The organism is Bacillus sp. AFS077874 (assembly GCF_002566505.1).
In the GTDB taxonomy this organism is placed as follows: domain Bacteria; phylum Bacillota; class Bacilli; order Bacillales; family Bacillaceae_G; genus Gottfriedia.
Window position 1 is genome coordinate 23,514 of sequence record NZ_NUYF01000044.1, and the last position, 26,207, is coordinate 49,720.

At 31.9% G+C, this 26,207-nt stretch carries 23 protein-coding genes and 1 pseudogene; 21 read left to right on the forward strand and 3 right to left on the reverse strand.

Annotated features, from left to right (window positions below; all coding sequences use genetic code 11):
* Nucleotides 1–35 precede the first annotated feature (35 nt).
* The 4 genes from COJ46_RS19650 to COJ46_RS19665 all read left to right on the forward strand — a co-directional run bounded on the left by COJ46_RS19650 (nucleotide 36) and on the right by COJ46_RS19665 (nucleotide 6,028).
* The gene (locus COJ46_RS19650) at nucleotides 36–2,270 is read left to right on the forward strand and encodes an ABC transporter ATP-binding protein (protein WP_097979380.1); all 2,235 of its coding nucleotides are present in this window, start codon (nucleotides 36–38) and stop codon (nucleotides 2,268–2,270) included.
* Entirely contained in the window at nucleotides 2,267–4,141 is a 1,875-nt protein-coding gene (locus COJ46_RS19655) for an ABC transporter ATP-binding protein (protein WP_097979379.1), read from the forward strand. Before COJ46_RS19650 ends, COJ46_RS19655 begins: the two co-directional genes overlap by 4 nt.
* A gap of 126 nt (nucleotides 4,142–4,267) precedes the next feature.
* Nucleotides 4,268–4,795: a hypothetical protein gene (locus COJ46_RS19660; RefSeq protein WP_097979378.1), complete on the forward strand. Its 528-nt coding sequence runs from the start codon at nucleotides 4,268–4,270 to the stop codon at nucleotides 4,793–4,795.
* Nucleotides 4,796–6,028: a DEAD/DEAH box helicase gene (locus tag COJ46_RS19665; protein WP_097979377.1), complete on the forward strand. Its 1,233-nt coding sequence runs from the start codon at nucleotides 4,796–4,798 to the stop codon at nucleotides 6,026–6,028.
* A 177-nt stretch (nucleotides 6,029–6,205) separates the two neighbouring features.
* Here COJ46_RS19665 and COJ46_RS19670 read toward each other — a convergent pair whose 3' ends face one another.
* Nucleotides 6,206–7,150, reverse strand: a complete 945-nt coding sequence (locus COJ46_RS19670; RefSeq protein WP_097979376.1) for an MBL fold metallo-hydrolase — start codon at nucleotides 7,148–7,150, stop codon at nucleotides 6,206–6,208.
* A gap of 167 nt (nucleotides 7,151–7,317) precedes the next feature.
* On the opposite strand from COJ46_RS19670, the gene COJ46_RS19675 reads away from it, so the two are divergent.
* Nucleotides 7,318–7,800, forward strand: a complete 483-nt coding sequence (locus COJ46_RS19675; RefSeq protein WP_097979375.1) for a glutathione peroxidase — start codon at nucleotides 7,318–7,320, stop codon at nucleotides 7,798–7,800.
* Between the two features lie 162 nt (nucleotides 7,801–7,962).
* Here COJ46_RS19675 and COJ46_RS19680 read toward each other — a convergent pair whose 3' ends face one another.
* Complete coding sequence (locus COJ46_RS19680) at nucleotides 7,963–10,191, reverse strand: alpha-galactosidase (protein ID WP_097979374.1); 2,229 nt, start codon at nucleotides 10,189–10,191, stop codon at nucleotides 7,963–7,965.
* 291 nt (nucleotides 10,192–10,482) lie between these two features.
* On the opposite strand from COJ46_RS19680, the gene COJ46_RS19685 reads away from it, so the two are divergent.
* The 15 genes and pseudogenes from COJ46_RS19685 to COJ46_RS19755 all read left to right on the forward strand — a co-directional run bounded on the left by COJ46_RS19685 (nucleotide 10,483) and on the right by COJ46_RS19755 (nucleotide 23,786).
* The gene (locus COJ46_RS19685; RefSeq protein WP_097979373.1) at nucleotides 10,483–12,168 is read left to right on the forward strand and encodes a DUF6044 family protein; all 1,686 of its coding nucleotides are present in this window, start codon (nucleotides 10,483–10,485) and stop codon (nucleotides 12,166–12,168) included.
* 25 nt (nucleotides 12,169–12,193) lie between these two features.
* The gene (locus COJ46_RS19690) at nucleotides 12,194–13,177 is read left to right on the forward strand and encodes a glycosyltransferase family 2 protein (RefSeq protein ID WP_097979372.1); all 984 of its coding nucleotides are present in this window, start codon (nucleotides 12,194–12,196) and stop codon (nucleotides 13,175–13,177) included.
* Nucleotides 13,174–13,611 carry a GtrA family protein gene (locus COJ46_RS19695; protein WP_097979371.1) on the forward strand — a complete coding sequence of 146 codons (438 nt, stop codon included), beginning with the start codon at nucleotides 13,174–13,176 and terminating at the stop codon, nucleotides 13,609–13,611. The genes COJ46_RS19690 and COJ46_RS19695 overlap by 4 nt, the downstream gene beginning before the upstream one ends.
* A 5-nt stretch (nucleotides 13,612–13,616) precedes the next feature.
* Complete coding sequence (gene galE, locus COJ46_RS19700) at nucleotides 13,617–14,627, forward strand: UDP-glucose 4-epimerase GalE (RefSeq protein WP_097979370.1); 1,011 nt, start codon at nucleotides 13,617–13,619, stop codon at nucleotides 14,625–14,627.
* A gap of 167 nt (nucleotides 14,628–14,794) precedes the next feature.
* Entirely contained in the window at nucleotides 14,795–15,442 is a 648-nt protein-coding gene (locus tag COJ46_RS19705) for an HD domain-containing protein (RefSeq protein WP_097979369.1), read from the forward strand.
* Nucleotides 15,439–17,328, forward strand: a complete 1,890-nt coding sequence (locus COJ46_RS19710) for an ABC-F family ATP-binding cassette domain-containing protein (protein WP_097979368.1) — start codon at nucleotides 15,439–15,441, stop codon at nucleotides 17,326–17,328. The genes COJ46_RS19705 and COJ46_RS19710 overlap by 4 nt, the downstream gene beginning before the upstream one ends.
* Nucleotides 17,329–17,492: 164 nt before the next feature.
* Nucleotides 17,493–17,882, forward strand: a complete 390-nt coding sequence (locus COJ46_RS19715; protein ID WP_176527958.1) for a single-stranded DNA-binding protein — start codon at nucleotides 17,493–17,495, stop codon at nucleotides 17,880–17,882.
* A gap of 55 nt (nucleotides 17,883–17,937) precedes the next feature.
* Nucleotides 17,938–19,092 (forward strand): conserved virulence factor C family protein, encoded by a 1,155-nt coding sequence (locus tag COJ46_RS19720; protein ID WP_097979343.1) that lies wholly within the window; start codon nucleotides 17,938–17,940, stop codon nucleotides 19,090–19,092.
* Entirely contained in the window at nucleotides 19,092–19,520 is a 429-nt protein-coding gene (locus COJ46_RS19725; protein ID WP_097979342.1) for a BrxA/BrxB family bacilliredoxin, read from the forward strand. Before COJ46_RS19720 ends, COJ46_RS19725 begins: the two co-directional genes overlap by 1 nt.
* 226 nt (nucleotides 19,521–19,746) lie before the next feature.
* Nucleotides 19,747–20,532 (forward strand): class I SAM-dependent methyltransferase, encoded by a 786-nt coding sequence (locus COJ46_RS19730; protein ID WP_097979341.1) that lies wholly within the window; start codon nucleotides 19,747–19,749, stop codon nucleotides 20,530–20,532.
* A gap of 29 nt (nucleotides 20,533–20,561) precedes the next feature.
* A pseudogene (thyA, locus tag COJ46_RS19735) lies at nucleotides 20,562–21,059 on the forward strand (thymidylate synthase); the annotation flags it as partial.
* Nucleotides 21,060–21,389: 330 nt separating this feature from the next.
* Nucleotides 21,390–21,689: a thymidylate synthase gene (gene thyA, locus COJ46_RS19740; protein WP_420488135.1), complete on the forward strand. Its 300-nt coding sequence runs from the start codon at nucleotides 21,390–21,392 to the stop codon at nucleotides 21,687–21,689.
* Complete coding sequence (locus COJ46_RS19745; protein WP_097979340.1) at nucleotides 21,686–22,168, forward strand: dihydrofolate reductase; 483 nt, start codon at nucleotides 21,686–21,688, stop codon at nucleotides 22,166–22,168. The genes thyA (COJ46_RS19740) and COJ46_RS19745 overlap by 4 nt, the downstream gene beginning before the upstream one ends.
* Before the next feature lie 110 nt (nucleotides 22,169–22,278).
* Nucleotides 22,279–22,935, forward strand: coding sequence for an FMN-dependent NADH-azoreductase (locus COJ46_RS19750; RefSeq protein ID WP_097979339.1), 657 nt, complete (start codon nucleotides 22,279–22,281; stop codon nucleotides 22,933–22,935).
* A 146-nt stretch (nucleotides 22,936–23,081) separates the two neighbouring features.
* A complete protein-coding gene (locus COJ46_RS19755) occupies nucleotides 23,082–23,786 on the forward strand; it encodes a lysophospholipid acyltransferase family protein (RefSeq protein ID WP_097979338.1) in 705 nt (234 codons plus the stop codon).
* Nucleotides 23,787–23,824: 38 nt separating this feature from the next.
* On the opposite strand, the gene trhA is transcribed toward COJ46_RS19755, so the two are convergent.
* Nucleotides 23,825–24,451 carry a PAQR family membrane homeostasis protein TrhA gene (trhA, locus tag COJ46_RS19760; protein WP_097979337.1) on the reverse strand — a complete coding sequence of 209 codons (627 nt, stop codon included), beginning with the start codon at nucleotides 24,449–24,451 and terminating at the stop codon, nucleotides 23,825–23,827.
* A 204-nt stretch (nucleotides 24,452–24,655) separates the two neighbouring features.
* On the opposite strand from trhA, the gene iadA reads away from it, so the two are divergent.
* A complete protein-coding gene (iadA, locus tag COJ46_RS19765) occupies nucleotides 24,656–25,822 on the forward strand; it encodes a beta-aspartyl-peptidase (RefSeq protein ID WP_097979336.1) in 1,167 nt (388 codons plus the stop codon).
* The last annotated feature ends 385 nt before the right edge of the window (nucleotides 25,823–26,207 follow it).

Below are 26,207 nucleotides of genomic sequence, written 5' to 3' on the forward strand. Positions count from 1 at the left end.
TTAAAAAAATACATCATAATAGGGGAGATACTCATTTGATCAAATTAGCTAAGTATTTAAAAGCATTTAGTACAAGTATAATTTTAGCTATATTATTCTTATTTGGTCAGGCCATGTGTGATTTGTACTTACCTAACTATATGTCCGAAATTGTGAACAATGGTATTCAACAAAATGGTATTTTGCATGTTGCTCCAGATGCAATTAGTCAAAAAGGTATGAAACTAATGACCACCTTTATGACAGATAAGGAAAAAGAAATTATATTTAAAAATTATGAGTTGAAATCCGCAAATGATAAAAATTCAAAAGGAAAAAAATACATAAGTATCTACAAAAAAGCAGATCAGAGCATTTACGTAAAGAAAAAATTGAATAAGAATGTAGAAAAACAACTTGATCAATCATTTGGTGCTTCCACTTGGACATTATTTAATATAATCCAAGAAGAAGCTAGTGGAAAAGTAAGTCACGCACAAACTAGTAGTACGCCCCGTTCAAATAAGATTAATTTAACAAAACTATATGAGTTGCAACCAATGTTTGATAAACTTCCCAAAAATGCGATACTAAATGCGCATAATAAAGCTATTTCATCGGATAAAACCTTACTAACTCAAAGTGGTATTATGATGACGAAATCATTTTATACTGAACTAGGCGTTAATTTACATAAACTAGGAAGTTTATATATCGTTAAAATAGGATTGATTATGATTGCGATTGCTTTACTTGGAGGAATAGCAACAGTCTTAGTCAGCTTCTTATCCTCAAGAATTGCCTCTGGTGTCGCTAGGAATTTACGTAAAGATGTTTTCAAAAAAATTGAAAGCTTTTCAAACAATGAATTTGATAAATTTTCAACGGCATCTCTGATTACAAGATGTACAAATGATGTAATGCAAATTCAAACTCTTTTAATGATGGGGATCCGAATGCTTTGTTATGCACCAATTATGGGAATTGGCGGAATCATAATGGCAATTAATAAATCCGCTTCGATGAGCTGGATTATTGCATTAGCTGTTATTGTTCTACTTTCTTTAATTATGGTAATCATGACAGTTGCTATTCCAAAGTTTAAATTAATTCAAAAGCTAATAGATAAGTTAAATCTAGTTTCAAGAGAAAATTTAACGGGATTGATGGTAATTAGAGCATTTGGAAATGCTTCACATGAAAAAACGAGATTCCAAGAGGTAAACAGTGAATTAACAAAAACGAATTTGTTTGTAAATCGAATCATGACAATGATGATGCCTTCAATGATGTTGATTATGAATGGTTCATCACTATTAATCATCTGGGTTGGTGCCCACCAAATTGCTAAATCTAATATGCAAGTTGGCGATATGATCGCATTTATGCAATATGCAATGCAAATTATTACAGCATTTTTAATGATTTCAATCATGTTTATCCTTGTCCCTAGAGCGGCTGTTTCTGCTACACGTATTTCAGAAGTATTGTCTACTGATGTATCAATTATCGATCCAGAGCTTAATAAAAACTTTGAAGCAGATAAAAAAGGATTTGTTGAATTTAAAAATGTTTGTTTCCGATATGAAGGTGCTGAAAATGATGTACTAAATAATATTTCATTTGTTGCAAAGCCAGGACAAACAACTGCCATTATTGGTCCAACTGGTTCGGGAAAATCAACAATTGCAAATTTAATTTTACGTTTTTATGATGTTACTAAAGGGGAAGTTTTAGTTGATGGTGTAGACCTAAGGGAAGTAAAGCAAAAGGATTTACGTACTAAAATAGGATATGTACCTCAAAAAGGACTTTTACTAACAGGGACAATTGCCTCTAATTTAAAATACGGAAATAAAAATATTTCTGATGAAGAAATGGAAAGAGTAGCCCAAATCGCTCAGGCTAGTGAATTTATCTCTCAAAAAGAAGGGAAATTTAATGCTGAAATTTCTCAAGGTGGAGATAATGTTTCAGGTGGTCAAAAACAAAGAATTTCGATTGCTCGGGCTTTAGCAAGGAAACCCGAAATTCTTATTTTTGACGATAGTTTCTCTGCGCTTGATTTTAAGACTGATTTTGCGCTAAGAAAAGCGTTAAATGAAGATATAGAATCAACTACGATGATCATTATTGCCCAACGTGTAAATACGATCATGAATGCAGAGCATATTGTTGTATTAGATAATGGTAGGATTGTAGGTCAAGGTACCCATAAAGAACTTCTGAAAAATTGCCCTGAATACTTAGAAATTGCTTCATCGCAGTTATCCAAGGAGGAATTAGCATGAGCAATTCTAATAAAAATACTTTTCAAAATCGGGGCGGTGGTCGCGGGCCCGGTCAAATGTTTGGACGAAATATCCCAATGGAGCCAGGTCAAAAGGCGAAAGATTTTAAAGGTTCGATGGCAAAATTAATGAGTTATTTAGGTGCTCACAAAAAGACAATCGTTATTGTCTTTATACTAGCAATTATTTCAACTGTTTTTACTATACTAGGGCCAAAAATTCTTGGCAAAGCGACAGATGAAATTTTTTCCGGTGTCATGAAACAAATTAGCGGTAGTGGAAAAATTAACTTTGGAAAAATAAGTGTAATTGGTTTATGGTTAATTGGTTTATATTTATTAAGCTCACTTTTTGCATATCTTCAAGGCTATGTAATGAGTGGTGTTACGATGAAGGTAACTTTTAAGCTTCGAAGTGATATAAATGATAAAATTCATAAATTACCTTTAAGCTATTTTGATCAGACTAGTCACGGTGAAGTTCTTTCTAGAATAACGAATGATGTGGATACAATTAATCAAACATTAAACCAAAGTTTAACACAAATCATTACATCGATTACCTCGATTATTGGTATAACAATCATGATGATTTCAATCAGCTGGCAACTCACTTTAGTTGCGCTATGTATATTGCCTCTTTCAATGATATTTGTCATGATGATCGTTAAAAAATCTCAAAAACATTTTATTAACCAGCAAAGATATTTAGGAAAAGTAAATGGACATGTAGAAGAAATGTTAGGAAATCATGTTTTAGTAAAAGCATTTAGTGGTGAAGATGAATCTACGAGAGCTTTTAGTGAATATAATGATGAGTTATATAAATCGGCATGGAGAGCGAATTTTCTATCCGGACTTATGATTCCAATCACTGCTTTTATTGGAAACATTGGCTATGTTGCGATTTGTATATTAGGTGGATATTTTACTGCAAATGGATCAATGACAGTTGGAGGAATTCAAGCTTTCATTCAGTATGTTCGTTCATTTACGCAACCAATTTCACAAATTGCTAATATTTCAAATATCCTTCAACAAACAGCAGCAGCTGCAGAAAGAGTATTTGAATTTTTAGAAGAAAAAGAAGAAGTACCTGAAGTAACAAACGCACGATCAATCAAGCATCATGAAGTTACAAGTGATGTTTGTTTTAACCATGTTGCTTTTGGTTATACACCTGAAAAAATGATTATTCATGATTTTAATTTAGTCGTTAAACCTGGCCAAAAAATTGCAATTGTTGGGCCAACGGGAGCTGGTAAATCAACAATTGTAAATTTAATAATGCGGTTTTACGATGTTAATAGTGGGGAAATCACAATCGGTGGACATAACATAAAGAATTTTAAAAGGGATGAACTTAGATCATTATTTGGAATGGTTCTACAAGATACTTGGCTATTTAATGGTACAATTGCAGATAATATCCGTTTTGGAAGACTTAATGCAACGGATGACGAAGTAACAAATGCTTCAATTTCTGCTCAATCTGATCACTTTATTCGAGCATTGCCTGATGGATACAATATGATACTTAACGAAGAAGTAAATAATATATCCCAAGGTCAAAAGCAGCTGATCACGATTGCTCGTGCAATTTTGGCAGAACCTCAAATATTAATTTTAGATGAAGCAACAAGTAGTGTTGATACAAGAACTGAAGCACTCATTCAAAAAGCAATGGACAATTTAATGGTGGGAAGAACAAGTTTTGTGATTGCGCATCGCCTATCGACTATTCGAAATGCAGATTTGATTCTTTGTATGAAGGATGGCGATATTATTGAACAAGGTACGCATGAGGAATTAATGGAAAAAGAAGGTTTCTACGCAAATCTTTATAATAGCCAATTTGAAATAGTAAAATAAGAATTGATCCAATAAAATTGAATCAAAAATGATTTTATCGGATTATTTTTTGTGTTGTTCGTTCATTATGATACATAATAGGAAATAAGCGAACTTAGGAATCTATTGGTTAAAGGAGTGTAGATAATGTTTGATCCGACCGCTTTTGATAATATGAAGGTTGTCATAGAAGGGCTCTTATATGACAAAGATTTAGATGGAGAATATGAAATCACTGATCGAAATGACTTTGTTAATCTTTCCAAAATGGATCGATTATTCTCAATTCGATTTAATAAATTAAATAAGTCGACTAAGACAACAAGTTGCATATTTTCAATGAGCACATCAGCTAGTGATTTATATAATGAATTAATTAATGGAAATACTGAAGTAGGATGTTATATTGAAATTGAATTTTCCTTTCCTAAACCATTAGAAATTGAAATCATTCAAAGAAGTCTGCTTTTATTTCAAAATAAGACAAATGAGCAATTCACTCCATTTTATAACATTAAACACTCTATTTTAGATAAAAATATCATTGAATCGTCAGTAAACATAAAATTTCAAAATAAAATGACCGAAGATGACTTCGATCTAATAGAAGAATTGGTACATATTACAGAAATAATGTTACAATGGTACGATGAGCAAATATTAAAGGAGATTTAAATGGAACATTTTCAATTAGCAGAACAAACAATCTTAAAAATAAAAGCAAATAATATTACGAAATGGACAGCAGTTCAAGAGGAAGCAATCCCAGCGATTTTAGATGGGAACGATGTCATAGCGCAATCTCCGACAGGTACTGGTAAGACTCTTGCATATGTTTTACCTTTAATTAATAAGGTCGATATAATGGAAGAAAATCCTCAAATTATGATCATGGCACCAACTCGTGAACTTGTAATGCAAATTTTTCAGGTTGTTCAAGACTATACACAAAATACAAATATAAAAGTGGCTTCAATTGTTGGTGGAGCTGATATAAAACGTCAGATTGAAAAATTAAAACAAAAGCCTAAAATTATCGTTGGTTCACCGGGGCGAATTTCACAATTAATCAAACAGAAAAAATTAAAAATGCATTGTGTTAAGGCAATTGTTTTTGATGAAGTAGATGAATTATTAAAAACAGATGATCAAAAAGATTTACCGCAAATTGTCAAAGCAACGATGAAAGACCGCCAACTAGTATTTTTATCTGCAACAATTACACCGGGGGCAATGCAATTTGCCAAGGAAACAAGTTCAAATCTAAAAGAAATTTCGATTGAACAAAGCTTGGAAGGAAATATAATTCATGGTTTTATTCCTTGTGAAGAAAGAGAGAAGCTAGAATTACTTAGAAGAATTGCATCTGTTCAAAATATGAAAGCAATCGTATTTAGTAATGATCCATTTAAACTTGAAGGATACGCTTCTAAATTAAATTTTAGAGGAATTAAAACAGCGGTACTGCATTCAAAACTAGGGAAAATGGAAAGAAGTCGAGTTTTAAAAGATCTTCAAATCGGTAAAACTACTTTACTATTTTCAACTGATGTAGCAGCACGAGGAATCGATTTACAAGAGTTACCTTATGTCATAACACTTGATGTACCAGAAAAAGTTGAACAATATACTCATCGAAGTGGCCGTGTAGGAAGAATGGGTAAACAAGGTACTGTCATAAACTTAGTAACACCTCGAGAGAAAAAGAACTTATTTAGCTTAAGAGGAACGCAAAAATTGTTTTTTGAACATTTAACGGTTTCACACGGTGAAATACAAAAAGTCGAAATGAAAGAAAAACAACCGAATGAAAATCAAATAAAAGAAAAAAGAACGAAACCAGTTTCAAATCAATATAAAAAACCTGTTTCAAGTAAAAATAAACCAATGAAAAAAATTAAAAAATAATAAAAACTTCAGCCAAATGGCTGAAGTTTCAGTGTGTAGATAAAGTACTAAAAACTTGACTTTCAGACTGATTGCAAGCGNNGGTAATGAGCACCGCAGACAGGCGAAGCAACGAAGAAAGCGAGAGTTTGTCAACAGTCTGAAACTTCAGCCGAATGGCTGAAGTTTTTTATTTAATTAAACTTGATCCATAGCCAGTACTAATCCCATAGCTGAAACTTCCAAATCTAACTTTATAATCTGGAAAACTGGGTGACTCTCATCTATATTCTTATTTTGTAGATCTTGCTTTACTTCATTATATAATGCTGCTGACAAAATCCTGCTTTTCTCATAAAAAGGTTTTTCCTTATTTTCTTCAATCGTGGAAGCAGTTAGTTTCATAAAACGATCTAAATATAGCTTTAAAGACTCATATACGAAATTTGTATCTCTAGTTAATCCATAATGACCGTAGCAAATAGCATCAGGATGATACTCTTGAATTTTTCCAGATGAACTTAGTGTTGCTTCGTATGAAAATTGATTAGGCGATGTCGATGGTAAAATAAACGTACCTATTTCCTTTTGAAGCTGTGGATAATAAATGCCTAATGTATCTCCTGTATACATAAATTTACTAGAAGAATCGAAAATTGAAATATGATGATTAGCATGACCTGGCGTATGTAAAAATGTTAGTTTACGATTTTTACCAATAATAAGCTCCTCACCATCGGCTACCTGATAAATTTTAGTAGAGTCAATTGGAAGAATTGGATTAAATAATCGATCAAAATCATCACCATAAACTTGTTTTGCACTCGCAATTAATTTTGTAGGATCTTCTAAATGCCTAGCTCCCTTTGGATGGACAAATAGAGTTGCATTAGGACATTTTTCCATTAATAAGCCAGCGCCACCTGAATGATCTAAATGAATATGTGTTACGATAACATTTTTAATTCTGTCTAATGAAATTTGTAACTCTTTTAAACCTTGTAATAAATACTCGTGGGAAGGGCTAGCACTTGTTTCAATGATTGTAATATCTTCATCTAAAATAATATAACTACCCGTTCGTTCCTGAAACGATAAATCATATAAATCAATTAAATAAGTATTAAAGCCTAAATCTTGCATACTCTTACCTCCATTCTTTAGTTAAAAGGTGAAGAAATTAGTTTAATTAAACTATAATTTAAATACTAATAGGTTTGAAGGTTTTTTTCAAAAGATAGTAATTAGAATAGACTTTTTGATGGAAAATAATTACTATTAACATTATAAGGAAGTAGGAGGAATGTGAAATGAGTATTTATGATTTTGAAGTAAAAGATAGCAAGGGCGAAGATGTATCTCTTTCAAAATATAAAGATAAAGTGATAATCGTTGTAAATACTGCAAGTGCATGTGGATATACTCCTCAATATAAAGATTTACAAGCATTATATGAAGAATATAAAGAAGAAGGATTAGTAATTCTTGGTTTTCCATGTAATCAATTTATGAATCAGGAACCAGGTTCAAATGAAGAAATTCAAAGTTTTTGTGAATTGAATTTTGGTGTAACCTTCCCTGTTTTCGGAAAAATTGATGTAAATGGTGAAAAAGCAGATCCACTATTTAAATATTTAAGCTCAGAAGCTCCTGGTATTATGGGGTTGAAATCAATAAAATGGAATTTTACTAAATTTATTATTGATAAAAATGGTAAAGTCATTGAACGATTTGCTCCTCAAACAAATCCTCAAGAGATGAAATCGACCATTGAGAAATTATTGAAAGCTTAAGAATCTTCATTAATGTTGAATGGTTTAAAGACCATTTAAAAACGCTTGTTTTTTATCGCACAATTGAAAGATTTGCTGCACGAAAAGACAAGCGTTTTGATTGGTCTATACTTCTACTTTTTCGAACATCGTCATAGGACATTAAGGACGAGTTTTGTACATTTAATCAGGACAAACCAGATGAAAGATCCAAGATTGGAAATCACCTGCTCGTTTTGCAATTTTTTTATTGGCGCCATTAAATTCGAGTGGTAATGGGATTCCATTTTCCATTAATTCGTTTCCATAAAAAGTGAGATTCGTAGTGTTTAGTAAATATTTCTTATTTGGATTTAAACCTGTCAATTTTAAAGTCTGGAACTTCCTTGGATTTGGGCTTGCTAATATTTTGTACCAACCTATAATGGCTTCATTTTTGTTTTTACTTATTACCATCCAAGCTACTTCGTTTTCCTTAAAAGGATCAAGTAACCGATAAAAATCTCCTTTCATCATTAATGATCGGTGCTGTTTGTAAAATTGTATTTGTGATTTAATATCTGATTTTTCTTTTTCAGTAAGTATTAAAGGATTTAATTCATAACCAAATGTTCCAAAGAAAGCGACATTGGCTCTAATTGATAATGGGGTATTACGAAATGTTTGATGATTAGGTGATGCTGATACATGTGATCCGATGCTAGAAATTGGGTATGGTAGTGAGGTACCGTATTGAATTTTTAATCGTTCAATTGGATCTGTATTATCACTAGCCCATGCTTGGGGTGCATAAAACAATAAACCAGGATCAAATCGACCACCACCGCCAGCACATGATTCAAATAACACATTTGGAAAATCACTTACTAGTCGTTCATATAATTCATACACACCTAAAATATATCGATGAAAAAATTCATCTTGCTGATCATTAGCTAACTTCTTAGAATAAGCCTCAGTTATATTTCGATTCATATCCCATTTTATATAGTCTAAATTTGTATTTTTTATAACATCTGCCATTTTTTTATAAATGTGATCGACAACATCCTTTCTCGAGAAATCTAATACTAATTGATGTCTTCCTAAAGAAACTTGCCGATTAGGTGTATGAATAATCCAATCAGGATGATTTTTAAATAAATTACTATTTTGACTTACCATTTCAGGCTCAAACCAAAGACCAAATTTTAAACCTAACTCTTTAATTTTATAGGCAAAACGATCTATTCCTTTAGGGAATTTTTCAGTATTTGAATACCAATCGCCTAGAGAGCTAGTAGCATTATTTCTTTTACCAAACCATCCATCATCTAATACAAATAGTTCAATCCCAAGCTTTTTTGCTTCTCTTGCGATTTGAAGTAAGGATTCTTCATTAAAGCTGAAATAAGTGGCTTCCCAATTGTTTATTAAGATAGGGCGCTCAGTATTTTTCCACTCACCACGAATTAGGTTGTTTCGATATAAATCGTGATAAGTTTGACTCATTCCGTTCATACCTTGATCAGAATACACCATCACTACTTCAGGGGATTGAAAGTGTTCGTTTTCTGATAATTTCCAAGTAAAACGAAACGGATGTATTCCCATTGTAATTCGAGTCATATCGTAATGATTAACTTCAGCTTGAGCAATAAAATTTGAGCTATAAACTAAATTAAAACCAAATACTTCACCATGATTTTCTGTAGTCTCTTTTCTTCTAAAGGCAAGAAATGGGTTATGTTGATGTGAACTTGAACCTCGTAAACTCGAGATTCCTTGTGTACCCATTACTAACTGACGTTCCTTTATATGTCTCTCTCTAGACCATGCACCACTTAGCTGAATCATCATGAAATCATGGTCAGGAAAATCAATAGATGCACTCATAAAACGTTCTAAATAAAAAGGTTCCGAACCGTGGTTACAAATATAAGCACTTCTAGTAATAACAGATAAATCTTTAAAAATTGTATAGCATAAGACTAATTCAGCATTAAGTGTTGAGTCCTCTAGAACAATCTGAATTGTTTCTGCGTCTTCTTCATTTTCAGTATAAGTGGCAGGTAATCCTTGTAAAATGGGTTTCCCTTTTGTAATTGTATAATCTTTATAGATAAAGTTAGTAATATGGCTACCGTTTAACTGACGAATACTTAATGCCGGTTCACGATAGTCAGAAGTACCATAGACAGGATATTCCTGTCTGATCGTTTCAAGACTAATTGATCGATCAGCATAATAATAAGAAGTATATGTTGTAGTAGAATTGTCATTTTGGATATGAGTGAAATTTGAATGAATGTCAATCGCTTTTCCAAAATACAAAGACCCAAGATGACCATTTTTCATGACATAAAATACATAACTAATTTTTCCGTTTGTTAGATGAAACTTTTTTTGTTCGTCATCCACAAAAATCAACATGATTGCACCTCTAGTACATGATTTAATTACTTCTAAAAACTTTTTATACTATTAAAGAAATTAGCCTAATCAAATTTTTATGCACATTATAAAATTAATATTTTTTACTTATTGAAAATAATAGGGAAAATTCAAATGAAATTTTAGTCAAATTTTCATCTGATTTTCAGAAAAGAATTTTAATATTAATAGATGTGAGAAAGAGATAGGAAATAAAACTAAAAAGATAAAGTGAGGGAAATATTAATCAGTAATCAAAAAACAATATATAAACAAAGTGGTGTAAGAAATATGAAACTATTTAAGAAACTAAGTCAGGAAAATAAACATTTAATGATTGCAACAATCTTAATGATCATTTATGTTTCTCCACTTTTCATATTAGGAGAAAATGCTCATATTAGAGTACATGATAATTTAGATTCAAATATTGCATGGTATAAAACACTTAGAAATTCAGGGCAATTATTTGGTAAATTAAATTCCACAATCCCACAGATCATAAATGGATTGCCAAGAAATGCTTATGGAACGGAATTTAGTGGTATACAGTGGCTAAATAATCTCTTTTCGCCAATGCTAGCTTATTCCATAGGGCAGACAATTACTAGATTTTTCGCGTTTTTTGGGATGTATATCTTGTTAAAAAAGCATTTTATAACATCAAAGGAAAATTACCTTATTAGAGTATGGGTCTCGCTTGCATTTGCACTAACGCCATTTTGGCCGTCTGGAATGCTAAGTACATTGGGGATGCCACTAGCACTTTGGGCGTTTCTAAATATAAGGATTGGGAAATATTCTTGGAAAGAATGGATTACCCTTATTTTATTACCTTTCTATTCTAGTTTTGTATTAGGATTCTTTTTCTTTTTAGTATTTATGGGATTGCTATGGTTAAGAGATGTATTTGTAAAAAAGAAAATCAATCTAGTGTTCTTTTTAAGTATTTTATTAATGACTTTAATGTATTTAGCAATAGAATATCGGTTAGTATTCTCACTAGTCATTCCATCTGAACCAACAAGTAGAAATGAGTTTTTAAGCTCTACATTGGGTTTTTGGCATACGATTCGATTAGTGTTTAAGAATTATTTTTTAGGCCATACCCATGTGCTAACACTTCACACTCTAGTCATTGTGCCTTTATCTTTTATTGTATTCTGGACTTTAAGAAATAAAAAAAGAGGAATTATTGAAAAAAGGTTTCTATACTTATTCATTCTTAATTTTTTATTATCCGTTTGGTACGCCTTTTGGTTTTATAAAGGATGGAAGCCAGTAAAAGAACAATTTCAGCTTTTAAATACGTTTAATTTTGCAAGATTTCATTTTTTAAGACCTTTAATAATCTATCTAATGTTTGCTGTTGGAGCCTATCTTCTTTGGTTAAAGGGAAAAGGTTGGCAAAAGTTTGTGAAAATTTGTTTAGTAGTTCAAGTAATTGTGATGTTTTGTGCTAATGATGAAATTGTGTATCGTGTAGCAGGGAAACCATCATTTAAACAATTTTATGCTGTAAATCAATTTAACGAAATCTCAAAATATATTGGAAAACCTAAAAATAGTTATCGGGTTGCAAGTATAGGCATTCACCCTGCGATTGCTCAGTATAACGGTTTTTACACGCTCGATACGTATAATAATTTTTATTCGTTAAAGTATAAGCACCAATTTAGAAAAATAATAGCACCTGAACTTGAAAAAAGCCCCTTGCTTGAAAATTACTTCGATCATTGGGGGGGGAGATGCTATTTATTTGTAGCTGAATTAGGTAAAAATTATGAATTTAAAAAGGACTCAAACGTAAAAATCCATCATTTACAACTAAATATTAACGAATTTAAAAAGTTAGGTGGGGAATATATTTTTGCGGCTGTCCCAATAGAAAATGCTAATAGTAATGGACTTAGATTGATGAAGACATTTAATGATGATCATTCAGCATGGCGCATCTATCTATACGAAGTAAAATAACCACTTTATAAGGACGTGATTATACATGCTACCTTTATTAACAATTGTTGTACCTTGTTACAATGAACAGGAAGTTTTTGAAGAAACAGCCTATCAACTTACTTACTTAATTGAAGAATTAATTTATGATTCTCTTATTTCAGATGATAGCAAAATTCTATTTGTAGATGATGGAAGTAAGGATCGAACATGGGAACTAATAGAAAAAGAAAGTAACGATAATTTATTTGTGAAAGGATTAAAGCTTGCTAAAAATGTAGGGCATCAAAACGCACTAATTGCTGGGCTTGAAATTGCTAATAAACAATCCGATTGTGTAGTTTCAATCGATGCGGATTTACAAGATGATATAAATGTAATACGTAATTTTGTAGAGAAGTATATAGAAGGTTTTGATATTGTCTATGGTGTACGAGACAGTAGAGAAACAGATACATTTTTTAAGCGTACAACAGCGCTTGGATTTTATCGATTCATGGGGAAAATAGGGATTAATCTAGTTCCTAATCATGCTGATTTCCGATTAATGAGTAAAAGGGCATTAGATGAGTTATTCAAATATAAAGAAACTAATATATTCTTAAGGGGACTAGTACCTCTTGTAGGGTTTCCATCAACTAATGTTTATTACGATCGAAAAGAACGGTTTGCAGGTGAATCAAAATACCCATTAAAAAAGATGCTATCTTTTGCGTTCGATGGGATCACATCATTTAGTATAGCTCCGATTAGATTTGTATCACTGCTTGGGTTTTTATCCATCATATTTAGTTTGATAGCAGGTGGTTATGCAATAGTTCAACATTTATTAGGAAATACGGTTAGTGGATGGCCGTCATTAATGGTCTCAATTTGGTTTGTAGGTGGAGTTCAATTAATGGGAATCGGAATGATCGGTGAGTATATTGGAAAGATTTATCACGAAGTAAAAAATCGACCTAGATACGCTATTGAAACAGATTTATATACAATGAGCGATTCTGAACTAGTAAATAAGGGGCAAAGATGAATAAGACATTTATCCGTTTTATTGCAGTAGGAATTGCAAATACAATTGTAGGATTATCATTCATTTATTTATTACTCCATTTATTTAGTTTGTCTTATTGGATTTCAACATTTATTGGAAATTCTATAGGAGCTTGTGTAAGTTATATTTTAAATCGAAATTTTACATTTAAAAGTCAAGACTCTGTAAAAAAAAGTATTCCATTGTTTATCATAGTCATTTTAACCTGTTATTTTATATCATTTAATCTCGGAGCTAAAATAATTGATTACATTTTAAATTTACAGGATTTTATCACTCTAAATTATAAAAATGACTTAGCTGTTTTAATTAGTTCTGGGTTATATACGATTTTAAATTACTTTGGTCAAAAATTGCTTGTTTTTAAAAATAAAAATATGACAAAAAAACAACTTAAAAACGAAAGAATGTGACCATAATGAATATTTTAGTACTTGGCGGAGCTGGTTATATAGGATCACATGCAGTATACATGCTGATTGAAAATGGCGTAAATGTAATAATTGTTGATAATTTGCAGACAGGAAACAAAGGAGCGATTCATTCAAAAGCCATTTTTTATAATGGGGATATTCGAGATAAGAAATTTTTAAGATCAGTTTTCGAAAATGAAAAGATTGATGGTGTGTTACATTTTGCAGCAAATAGTCTAGTTGGTGAATCAATGGAAAAACCGTTGGAGTATTTTAGCAATAATGTATTTGGCACACAAGTTCTATTAGAAGTGATGAATGAATTTAATGTTAAAAATATCGTATTTTCATCTTCGGCTGCTGTATATGGTGAACCTAAAATAGTACCTATCTCAGAAGACTGCATTCCAAATCCAACGAACACCTATGGTGAAACAAAATTAATGATGGAAAAGATGATGAAATGGAGTAGTTTAGCATATGGTATAAATTATGTTTCACTAAGATACTTTAATGTTGCTGGAGCAAAGCGCTCAGCCGAAATTGGAGAAGACCACTCACCTGAGACGCATTTAATTCCATTGATTTTACAGGTTGCTTTAAATCAAAGGAAAGAGATTTCTATTTTTGGAGATAATTATAATACTCCAGACGGGACGTGTATTAGAGACTATATCCATGTTGAAGATTTAGTGAATGCTCATTTACTAGCACTTAATTACCTTTTTAATGGTGGGAAAAGTGATATTTTTAACCTTGGAAATAATAAGGGATATTCAGTATTACAAATTGTTGAAGCGGTTCGTCGGATAACTAAGCACCCAATACCATATAAAATCAGTTCTAGAAGAGAAGGTGACCCAAGTATTCTAGTTGCTTCTTCAGAGAAAGCTAAAAAAGTTTTAGGATGGACAGTAAAGAATGAAGACATCGATTTGATCATTAAAGATGCTTGGAATTGGCATAAGACCAATCCAAATGGATTTAAGAAAAAATATACTACTCAATATAATTAGATTCTAATTTAATATAAAATCATATTTTTGTAGAATTTTCTACACACTAAAAACCTTCACTCTAAGTGAAGGTTTTTTCGTAAATTTAAATCCCACTTAGCCTATTAATGTTTTTCGGAGATAGAAAAATGATATAATATCACTAGTCGATTTATGGAGGTACGAGTATGAATCAGCAGGAAATCATATTACAAATAGAAAATTATGTTCGAAATCTTCATCAAGGTGATAGTTCTGGGCATGACTGGCATCATATTGACCGTGTTAGAAACTTAGCTGTACATATTGCTAAAAAAGAAAATGCAAATCAATTCATCGTAGAATGTGCTGCATTAGTTCACGATGTAATAGATGATAAATTACATGATGATCTTGAAGCTCAAAAAATACAATTAGAATCAATTCTAAATGAATTATTAAATAGTAATGAAGTCGTAAAAGCAATCTTGTACATCATTGAAAATATCTCCTATAAAGGAGGCAATGGGGTTATTCCAACCTCTTTAGAAGGTAAAATTGTACAAGATGCTGATCGTTTGGATGCAATTGGCGCAATTGGTGTTGCTAGAACGTTTGCGTACGGAGGTAAAAAAGGTCGTAGTATGTTTAACCCAGAGTTTAAAATAAGAGAAAACATGACGATCGAAGAATATAGAAGTGACAAAAGTTCTTCGCTACATCACTTCTATGAAAAAATATTAAAACTAAAAGACTTAATGAATACAAAAACAGCATTAGAAATGGCAGAAGAAAGACATTTATTTGTAGAAAAATTCATCGATGAATTTATGAAAGAGTGGAATTTTAAAATATGAAGATTTTAAGTGTAGAGAATTTAATTAAAACTTATGGGGAAAAAACTTTATTCGATAAAATTTCATTTACCGTAAGCGAAGGACAGAAAATTGGATTATTAGGTATAAATGGAACTGGTAAATCGAGTTTATTAAAAATTATTGCAGGTGTCGAGTCTGCTGATGATGGAAAAATTACGACTCCAAAGGATTATGTAATAAGTTATTTGCCTCAACATGAAGACTTTGATAAAAAACAAACGATTCTTGAAGCAGTATTTGAGAGTGATGACAAAGTAATGGTTTTAGTAAAATCATATGAAAAAACTTTACAAGCACTTGGAGAAGATCCATCTAATCAAGGATTACAAAATGAATTACTAAAATTACAAGCTGATATGGATTCATTAAATGGTTGGGATTTAGAAGCAAATGCAAAGACGATTTTATCGAAATTAGGTTTATCAAATTTAAATTTAGATGTTTCATTTCTTTCAGGTGGTCAGAAGAAAAGAGTAGCCTTAGCAAAAGCATTAATACATCCATGTGATTTATTAATTCTAGATGAGCCTACGAACCATTTGGACTATGAATGTATTGTTTTTTTACAAGAATACATAAAAAGACTACAAAACGCAGTATTATTTGTAACTCATGATCGATATTTTTTAGATGAAGTTACTACAGCACTATTAGAGCTTTCAAATAGTAATATCTATCGTTATGAAGGAAACTATCAGTATTATATTGAGCAAAGAGCTGCTCGAGAAGAGCAAGAGGCAGCTACTAATGAAAAAAGAAACAATTTATTTAGAAGAGAATTAGCTTGGATGCGTAGAGGGGCAAAAGCTCGAACAACTAAGCAAAAAGCTCGAATTCAACGATTTGATGACCTTTCGGGTAAACTCAACAATCAAGAAAAAGTGGAATTAGAGATGAACTTTCAACAAACTCGTTTAGGTAAAAAAGTTGTTGAGTTTATAAATGTTAATAAGTCTTTTGACGAGAAAAAGATATTAGATAATTTTAACTTACTTTTACTTCAAACTGATCGAATTGGAATAATTGGTGAAAACGGTGCGGGTAAGACAACTGTATTGAAAATGCTTGTTGGAGAAGAAAAAGTTGATTCTGGTGAAATTGAAATTGGGCAAACAGTTAAAGTAGCATACTATACTCAAATACAAGAAAATGTGAATCCAACTATGAGAATGATTGATTATATTAAGGAAGAAGCAGAAGTCATTCATACACCAGATGGAAAAACAATTTCAGCTTCACAAATGCTGGAAACATTCTTATTTCCTACTCAATCGCACGGAGTACAATTGGGAAAACTTTCTGGTGGCGAAAAAAGAAGACTATATTTATTAAGACTTTTAATGACTGCCCCGAATTTATTATTACTTGATGAGCCAACAAACGATTTAGATATTGATACTTTAACGGTTTTAGAAGACTATATTGAGAATTTTAGTGGAGTAGTAGTTACCGTATCACATGATCGCTATTTCTTAGATAAAGTTACAAATAAATTATTAATTTTCGAAGGTGAAGGAAAAATTTCATCTACATTAGAAAGCTATACGGATTATTTAGAACGACAATCGAACGAAAAACGTGAAGTTGATGCTGTAAAAGAAACAATTGAAAAACAAGTTTATCAAAAAGAACAAAAGAAAAAGCGATTAACTTATCAAGAACAAAAAGAATGGGATAGTATTGAGTCTGATATCGAAAAACTGGAAAATGAGATTGAGCAACTAAATGAAAAATTACAAGGTGTGGGCTCTAATTTTGATGAAGCTTATAAACTTTCGAAAGATATTGAGGAAAAAGAAGCTCAACTAGAACAGAAAATGGAGCGCTGGTCAGTTTTAAGTGATTTAGTAGAAAGTTTAAAGTAAAGTATTAATTTTGAGTTTTGGATTCTGATGTCATATTACTACTCAAGTTTTTTTATCTCATAATGAGTTTTTAAATATAAAAGTTTATTTAAAATACCATTTTCCTTTTTTTACGAACTTACAATAATTTTGTATTGTAGAAAAAAATAAAGGAGATGGTAATAATGATAAACAATGTTGTATTAGTAGGAAGATTAACGAAAGAGCCAATTTTACAAACTACACCGAATGGAAGGAAAACAACTTTTATTAATATTGCTACGAATGTTTATTCAGATTATCTGAAAAAAACGAGAACGAATTATGTTTCAGTAAAATTATGGGGTCCCATTGCTGAATATGCTACTAAAAAAGCAAAAAAAGGGATGGAGGTTTCTATTGAAGGAGTTATAAAAACTTCAAGTTATGTAAAGGAATCAGAAAAACCTATTTATGTGACGGAAATAATAGTTGAGAAATTTCACCTTTTTACTCGTCGATCTGAAGAGTTAACTCACAACGCAATCGAATCTAGAACAAATGAATTTGAAGAATTCGTTAAGGCGTTACAATAGTGAGTTTTTCCTCTTTTTGATAGAATGGACTAAATAAAAAGAAGAGGAGAATAAGATGAAAATTAAGTCAATCGAACCAACACCAAGTCCTAATACAATGAAAGTGTTATTAGATGAGGAATTGCCATCAGGAAGTAGAAATCATTATTCTATTGATAATATTGACAAGGCACCATTAATAATTCAAGAAATATTAGGAATAGAAGGAATCAAAAGTGTCTATCATGTAGCTGATTTTATTGCTATTGATCGTAAGTCAAATGCAAATTGGCAAACCATTTTGCTTCAAGTCAGAAATGTATTTGGTGAAGAAGTAAATGATGAAGCTACTAATGATACGATAATTGATAATCATTTTGGAGAGGTACAAGTATTTGTTCAAATGTATCATAATATACCTATGCAGTTGAAATTAATTGTAAATGGTGAAGAACAAAGAGCAGCTTTACCTCCATTCTATAAAGAAGCAATTATGAAACTAACAACATCTGCATCAAATGTAGTATTTGAAAGACAGTGGATTGATTATGGAATTCGTTATGGTGAATTAGCAACAATTGAGAAAGAAATTATTGATGAATTAACGGCTACTCACACTGAAAACGACATAAAGAATATCGTCAACGAAGTGATGACGAATGATGAATCTATTACTGAGAAAAAAGAAGTTCCTAAATTTGAACCATTTAGTGCAGATATTTTTGAAGAAACAGATTGGAAAAAAAGATATGCGAGATTTGTAAAAATCGATCCTACCCTTGAAGACCTACCTTTACTAGAAATCGCATTAAAAGATGAACATGTTTCAATAAGAAGATTAGCTACAGCTTATTTAGGTATGTTAAAATCAGAATTAGTGTTACCTTATTTATATGAGGCTTTAAAGGATAAGGCAGTCGGTGTAAGACGAATTGCTGGAGATTGTCTATCAGACTTAGGATTTGAAGAAGCCATGCCAGCTATGATTGAAGCATTAAAAGATCCTAGTAAATTAGTTAGATGGCGTGCAGCAATGTTTCTTTTTGAACTAGGTGATGAAAGTGCAATTCCAGCATTAAAAGCTGCATTAGAAGACCCAGAATTCGAAGTGAAATTACAAGTTCAACTTGCTTTGCATCGAATTGAGAATGGTGAGGAAGCACTTGGTTCAGTTTGGAAACAAATGACTGAGCGTAATAAAATAGAAAATGACAAAGGAGAAACAAACTAATGAATGCATATGATGAGTACATGAAAGGGATCGTAAAGCCAATGAGAGAGGAATTAACTTCAAATGGTTTTACAGAATTAACTACTGGGGAAGAAGTCGAGTCATTTATGAATGAATTAAATGATACTGCTTTTTTTGTAATCAATTCAGTTTGTGGTTGTGCTGCTGGACTTGCTAGACCTTCTGCAGTTCAAGCTGTTATTGAATCAGAGAAAAAACCTGCTAAAGTTATGACAGTGTTTGCTGGACAAGACAAGGAAGCTACTGCTACATTAAGAGAATATTTAGCTGACTTCCCACCATCTTCACCATCAATGGCAGTATTTAAAGGTAAAGAGGTAGTTGGATTTATTCCTCGTGAACAAATCGAAGGCTCAACTCCTGAAGATATTAAAGCAAGAATTCAATCAATATTTGCACAAATGTAAAAAGAGGATTTTTCCTCTTTTCAGTGTATAGACTAAATCCAAATATTTGACTTTCAGACAGTTTGCTAGCGCTTGTCTTTCAAGGCGCGAAGCCTGGTGAGGAGCGGAGTTTACCCTTAAGCGGTAAAGAGCTCCGCACAGGCAGGCCAAGTAGCTAAGAAAGCGAGCGTTTGGCGGGCAGCTGAAAAGAGGATATTTCCTCTTTTTTTCTTAATTAAGGAGACATATGATAATTACAACTTGCTTAAGACCAGATGTTTATTTAGAAAAGGATGCAGAGAAAATTGCTTCAGACCTAAATGGACAGCTAATTCTCCGGAAAGAATTTAGCATTGAAGAAATCTATGATAAATTTAAAAAACCTATACTTGTTTTAGGTAAAAATAGATTAGAATGGTATGAGGATGATCAAGCAATTCCATATTTTTTTCACCCAAACTCCTCAGTTTTTCGAATTAGACGATTGATGAAGGGTGAACATGATCCATTTTGTGACGCTTGTTTATTAACAAAAGGTGATTCTCTACTAGACTGTACACTTGGAATGGCTTCAGATAGTATTGTTGCAAGTTATGTTGTAGGTGACCACGGTAAAGTTTTAGGCTTAGAGAAAAACCAAATTATTGCTTACTTAACTAAGAAAGGTTTAAAAACAAATAAACAGAACATTTTAGATTGGTCGCATATCATTAACAAAATTGAAGTGAAAAATATAGATTATAAAACTTATTTGAAGACACTTCCAGATCAATCTTTTGATATCGTTTATTTTGATCCGATGTTTGAAAAAAATATCGAAGCCTCTTCGGGTATTGCAGCATTGAAAAATTTAGCATCTTATGATGATCTTACAAATGAAGTGATCAACGAAGCTAAGCGCGTTGCCAAAAAAAGAATAGTTTTGAAGGATCATTTTAGAAGTGAAAGATTTAAAAAATATGGATTTAATCAATTAATTCGTAAATCTTCAGAATTTCATTTTGGCTATATTGAAATTAAAGAAGATAATTAAGAATTACAATACATAATTAGGAGGTCAATATGAAGCAATACTTAGATTTATGTAAACACGTATTAGATAATGGCATGACAAAGACAGACCGTACTGGAACAGGAACAATTAGTACATTCGGTTATCAAATGCGATTTAATCTTCAAGATGGCTTTCCTTTAGTAACAACAAAGAAAGTTCATTTAAAATCAATCATTCATGAATTACTATGGTTTTTAAAAGGCGACACTAATATTCATTACTTAAAAGAAAATGGTGTTCGTATTTGGAATGAGTGGGCAGATGAAAATGGTAATTTGGGCCCTGTATATGGTGAACAATGGAGATCATGGAAAGCTGCTGACGGCTCAACAATTGATCAAATTTCTGAAGTGATTAATCAAATAAAAACAAATCCAGATTCTCGAAGAATGATTGTTTCTGCGTGGAATGTTGGAGAACTTGATAAGATGGCATTAGCACCATGTCATTGTTTTTTCCAGTTCTATGTGAATGATGGAAAACTTTCTTGTCAGCTTTATCAGCGTTAATTCTGAGCGCCTTTACAGAGTAATCTGTACCGAAAACCTTGCTAAACGGGGAAACTCTTAAATAAAGACAATCCCGTGCTAAATTTACTCTTTGTAGGTGGTTTTATGAAATATGTCTGAGGTTTTTAAAATTATTAATTGCCATATTTCATAATTACAAAGAATAATAAATGCCTAACGACTATCCAATTATGGAGTAGGGTGCAAGTGATTGGCACCCGAAATGCAAGGGACCTTTATGAGGTCGTGATATAGTCTCATCTGCATGGTGACATGTAGCAGTTCTTTTTAAGAACGGGCCAAGCGTAACGAACTTGGTTGAAGATTTTGTCAGCTGACATTTTTTTAGGAGTTCCATTTAACATCGCATCTTATGCACTATTAACAATGATGATTGCTCAAGTATGTGATTTAGAATTAGGTGATTTTGTACATACATTTGGAGATGCTCATATTTATACAAATCATCTTGATCAAATTAACTTACAACTAACAAGAGAGCCTTATAAATTACCAAAAATGAAGATTAATCCTGAAATCAAAGACATTTTTGAATTTAAATATGAGGATTTTACATTAGAAGATTATGAGTGCCATCCTGCGATCAAAGGGGTAGTAAGTGTATGATTGCTGCATTGGTTGCGATGTCAGAAAACAATGTAATCGGCTTTAATAATAAGATGCCTTGGCATCTTCCACAGGAGCTTGCTTATTTTAAGAAAGTAACTACTGGGTATACAATTATTATGGGAAGAAAAACCTTTGATTCGATTGGTAGACCACTTCCAAACCGAGAAAATATCGTTGTGACAAGACAAAAGGATTTTCAAGCTGAAGGCGTTACAGTTATTAATGACGTTATAAGTTATGTTGAAGAAAATAAAAATAAAGATTTATTTATTATTGGTGGGGCTGAAATTTTTAATTTAACATTCCCTTATTTAGATACACTTTATATTACTGAAATTGAACATAACTTTGAAGGCGACACTTTTTTCCCGAATTTTTCAAAGGAAGAATGGAATGTTAAATCTGTTTCTGATGTACAAGTCGATGAAAAATCAAAAATTAAATTTAGATATTTTGTTTACGAAAAAAAGTATTGACATCTTGAATTAAAGATATTATTATGAGGTTAAGGGATTTGATTATCCCTTGATTTTTAAAAATAAATCTCGAATTAAAGATAAACGAAACTGAGAGGAAGATGTTTAAGATGAAAAAATTACTTTATATTACTGCAAACCCAAATGCAATTGAAAATTCATTTGGTCTATCTGTAGGGGAAGCATTTATTACTGAATACAAAAAAGCAAATCCTGAAAATGAAGTTGTTCATTTTGATTTATTTAAAGAAAATGTTCCTATGTTAGATGGAAATGTATTTGATGCATGGGGCAAATTAGGAAACGGTACTGCTTTTGAAGAATTAAGTGCTGATCAACAAGCTACTTTAGCTGCTATGAATCGTAACTTAGAAATTTTCACACAAGCTGATGAGTATGTATTTGTTACACCATTCTGGAACTTTGGTTTCCCATCAGTTGTAAAAAACTTTATTGATAATATCTCAATTGCTGGTAAAACATTTAAATATACTGAAAATGGTCCAGTTGGTTTACTTGAGAATAAAAAAGCATTACACATCCAAGCAAGCGGTGGCGTATATTCAGAAGGTCCTGCAGCTGGAATTAACTTCTCTAGCCCATACTTAACAAGTATCTTAAACTTTGTAGGTGTTACTGATGTAACTACATTATTCGTAGAAGGTATGGCTGCAATGCCAGATAAAGCACAAGAAATTAAAGCTAATGCAATTGAAAAAGCTAAAGTTCTTGCTGCAGAATTCGGTGGAGCAAAAGTTTCGAACTAAAGATTCACAATATTAAGGAATCGGCCAATAAAAGCCGATTCTTTTTTTTGATTCTCGTTTTATTAAATAATCAGGATGGATAATACTTTTCAAGTGGTTGGGCATTTTGTATAATAATTAACATACTCAACTATCGGAGGATAAATATGTTTCGCACAATATTTGCTGCAACACGCATTGTAGTTGGTGTAATTGAAGCAAAGCTAAAATTATCATCAGTAAAAAAAATACCAAAAGATTTACCTGTACATGAGCAAGACCGTCTAATGCACCAATTTCCTGATTATTTCGGGAAAATGATGATTGGCTGTACTGGTAGTAAAGTAAAGGTTGAAGGGATTGAAAATATTCCTAGAGACGAGGGAGTCCTATTTGTAAGTAATCATCAAAGTAATTTTGATATTCCACTATTATTAGGATATTTAAATAAGCCTATTGGATTCATTGCAAAAGTTGAATTAAAAAAACTGCCGATCGTACCAGACTGGATGGAACAAATGCATAGTGTATTTATGGACAGAAGTGATCGTAGACAATCACTTAAAGCTATAAAAGAAGGCGTTGATAAACTTAAAAATGGCCATTCATTAGTTATTTTTCCAGAAGGTACTCGAAGTAAGGGCAGTCAAATGGGTGAATTTAAATCAGGGAGCCTACATTTAGCAACGAAATCAGGGGTTCCAGTTATTCCTGTAAGAATTGAAGGGACTTATAATATTTTAGAAGCTAATGGTAATCGTATTAAACCAGCAAATGTTACACTTAAAGTATTTCCACCAATTTATCCTGAACAAATAGGAATGACAGATGCCAAAGAATTAACGAACTATATTAAAGAGATGATTGAATAATAAAACTAAAAGCGCTCATTTAAAATGAAGCGCTTTTTTTAAACAACAAATTTAAATATACAAAAATACATAGATGCACTACCTAATAATACAAATAAATGCCAAATTGCATGACTATATGGCCAACGTTTGACTAGAAAGAAAATTGTGCCAATCGAATAAAATAGCCCCCCTAATAATAAGTAGAAAAATCCTATTCCAGATAGTCCTACATAAATAGGCTTAATTGCAAACATCATTAACCAACCCATAATTAAATAAACAATGGTCGAAAATAATTCAAACCTATTAACATATATAAATTTAAAGATTACACCTGAAACTGCCAAGCCCCAAATAATTGTAAATAAGGACCAGCCAATCCTACCCCTTAAAGTTACGAGTAAAAATGGAGTATAAGTTCCAGCGATTAATAAATAAATTGCCGAGTGATCTAAAATTGTAAATAGCCTAATTAGCTTTGGATCTCTAACGCTATGAAGCAATGTTGAGCAAATATAAAGTAGCAACATAGACAAACCAAAGACTGAAAAGGAAATTAAATGCCAGGGTGTCCCTTTATGCATAGCCTTACTTATTAAATAATATAGTGCTGGGATGCTCAGTATTGCACCAATCCCATGAGTAATAGCATTTGCTAATTCTTCTTTCATTGCTCTACTCATAAAAATGCCTCCTATTTTAATTGAATCATTTTTAACTATGAGAGTATTATGAACAAATCTAGAGATTTAATGTTTTCAATATTTTATAGCTGTATGTATATTTTGATCGATCATTTTAAACAGTTGCTAAAAAGCAAAATGAATCATAAAACAGACAGATATGGTAATCTGAATTTAAACAATATGATCCAATCGGAGGTATATATGTTACTCTTAAAAAATGGCGAAATCTTTACCCCAAAGTCAATAGGTAAAAACGATATTTTAATATCGAATGAAAAAATTGAGTATGTTCATGAAGAAATAGTCATTACCTCATCTTCGGTTCCTTTACAAATATTTGATGCATCTGCCTACTATATTGTGCCTGGCTTCATTGATGCTCATGTGCATCTTATTGGTGGCGGAGGTGAAGGTGGCTTTAAAACAAGAACACCAGAATTATTGTTGTCTGATTGTATTAAAGGAGGAATCACCACCGTAGTAGGAGTAATTGGTACAGATGGAACAACAAGAACAATGGCCAGTCTACTTGCAAAATGTAGAGCATTAGAAGAAGAGGGAATTACTTCATTTGTCTATACAGGCTCGTACCAAACACCTGTCAAAACGTTATTTTCTAAGATTGAGGAAGACATCATCCTAATTGATAAGATTATCGGTGTTGGTGAAATAGCAATTTCGGACCATCGGTCATCTCAACCGACAAAGGAAGAATTTGCAAGAATAGCTGCACAAGCTCGAAATGGGGGCTTGCTTTCAGGAAAGTCCGGCGTTGTGAATGTACATATTGGAGATAGTAAAAAAATGTTATCAATGATCGAGGAGATTGTTGAAGAAACCGAATTACCAATTACTCAATTTTACCCAACACATATTAACCGCAATAGCTATTTATTTGAAGCAGGAATTAACTTTGCTAAAAAAGGAGGGTTTGTTGACTTTACAACAAGCTCGATCCCACACTTTTTGAATAATGGTGAAGTCAAATGTAGCGTAGGATTGAAAAGAATGCTCAATTCAGGTGTAAGCATTGAACAAATCACATTTACATCTGATGGACAGGGTAGTCTACCAGATTTTGATGAAAACGGAATACTCCGAGGTATGAAGGTTGGAAGAGTAAGCAGTTTATATAACGAAGTAAAAGACGCAATTATAAATGAAGGCATTAAGATTGAAGATGCAATTAGCGTAATCACTAAAAACCCAGCCAATATATTAAAATTACAAAAAGGACAAATCAAAAATGGATACGATGCAGATTTAGTCTTCCTAAATAAATCCACGCTAGAAATCGAAGCAGTTATTTCTAAAGGAAAAATTATGATGCAAGATAAAGAAGTATTAGTAAAAGGAACATTTGAATGAATATAGTTTATATAGTAGAAATATTAAAGGGTCAATAGGAATGTGAATATTATTGAAATAACACATTATTTGATGAACAATTTATGAATTTAAATGTTAATATGTTTGAACAATTTTTTATTCGAATGGGCTAATTTTTAGAAAATAAATTGATTTTCTAAATTAATGTTCGATATTAATAGACCTACAAACAGACTAATAAACAACTTTTATTTTACTCTAAGAAAAGGCAACTTGATTAGTTTCTTATTGCATACTTTTTTTGATGAATAAGTTGATTGGAACAAAAGGGATGCTCGACTCCTATAGGATAAGCGGGAAGGCTAAAGACCCCGCAGGGTTGCCGAGGAGGCGAAAGAATCTCGCCCCATGGAAAGCGAGCATC

What these genes read in the sequence shown, in the direction of transcription:
- COJ46_RS19655 (WP_097979379.1), top strand. Translation starts at nt 2,267, where the DNA reads ATGAGCAATTCTAATAAAAATACTTTTCAAAATCGGGGCGGTGGTCGC.
- COJ46_RS19660 (WP_097979378.1), top strand. Translation starts at nt 4,268, where the DNA reads ATGTTTGATCCGACCGCTTTTGATAATATGAAGGTTGTCATAGAAGGG.
- COJ46_RS19665 (WP_097979377.1), top strand. Translation starts at nt 4,796, where the DNA reads ATGGAACATTTTCAATTAGCAGAACAAACAATCTTAAAAATAAAAGCA.
- COJ46_RS19670 (WP_097979376.1), bottom strand. Translation starts at nt 7,150, where the DNA reads ATGCAAGATTTAGGCTTTAATACTTATTTAATTGATTTATATGATTTA.
- COJ46_RS19675 (WP_097979375.1), top strand. Translation starts at nt 7,318, where the DNA reads ATGAGTATTTATGATTTTGAAGTAAAAGATAGCAAGGGCGAAGATGTA.
- COJ46_RS19680 (WP_097979374.1), bottom strand. Translation starts at nt 10,191, where the DNA reads ATGTTGATTTTTGTGGATGACGAACAAAAAAAGTTTCATCTAACAAAC.
- COJ46_RS19685 (WP_097979373.1), top strand. Translation starts at nt 10,483, where the DNA reads ATGAAACTATTTAAGAAACTAAGTCAGGAAAATAAACATTTAATGATT.
- COJ46_RS19690 (WP_097979372.1), top strand. Translation starts at nt 12,194, where the DNA reads ATGCTACCTTTATTAACAATTGTTGTACCTTGTTACAATGAACAGGAA.
- COJ46_RS19695 (WP_097979371.1), top strand. Translation starts at nt 13,174, where the DNA reads ATGAATAAGACATTTATCCGTTTTATTGCAGTAGGAATTGCAAATACA.
- galE (WP_097979370.1), top strand. Translation starts at nt 13,617, where the DNA reads ATGAATATTTTAGTACTTGGCGGAGCTGGTTATATAGGATCACATGCA.
- COJ46_RS19705 (WP_097979369.1), top strand. Translation starts at nt 14,795, where the DNA reads ATGAATCAGCAGGAAATCATATTACAAATAGAAAATTATGTTCGAAAT.
- COJ46_RS19710 (WP_097979368.1), top strand. Translation starts at nt 15,439, where the DNA reads ATGAAGATTTTAAGTGTAGAGAATTTAATTAAAACTTATGGGGAAAAA.
- COJ46_RS19715 (WP_176527958.1), top strand. Translation starts at nt 17,493, where the DNA reads ATGATAAACAATGTTGTATTAGTAGGAAGATTAACGAAAGAGCCAATT.
- COJ46_RS19720 (WP_097979343.1), top strand. Translation starts at nt 17,938, where the DNA reads ATGAAAATTAAGTCAATCGAACCAACACCAAGTCCTAATACAATGAAA.
- COJ46_RS19725 (WP_097979342.1), top strand. Translation starts at nt 19,092, where the DNA reads ATGAATGCATATGATGAGTACATGAAAGGGATCGTAAAGCCAATGAGA.
- COJ46_RS19730 (WP_097979341.1), top strand. Translation starts at nt 19,747, where the DNA reads ATGATAATTACAACTTGCTTAAGACCAGATGTTTATTTAGAAAAGGAT.
- COJ46_RS19745 (WP_097979340.1), top strand. Translation starts at nt 21,686, where the DNA reads ATGATTGCTGCATTGGTTGCGATGTCAGAAAACAATGTAATCGGCTTT.
- COJ46_RS19750 (WP_097979339.1), top strand. Translation starts at nt 22,279, where the DNA reads ATGAAAAAATTACTTTATATTACTGCAAACCCAAATGCAATTGAAAAT.
- COJ46_RS19755 (WP_097979338.1), top strand. Translation starts at nt 23,082, where the DNA reads ATGTTTCGCACAATATTTGCTGCAACACGCATTGTAGTTGGTGTAATT.
- trhA (WP_097979337.1), bottom strand. Translation starts at nt 24,451, where the DNA reads ATGAGTAGAGCAATGAAAGAAGAATTAGCAAATGCTATTACTCATGGG.
- iadA (WP_097979336.1), top strand. Translation starts at nt 24,656, where the DNA reads ATGTTACTCTTAAAAAATGGCGAAATCTTTACCCCAAAGTCAATAGGT.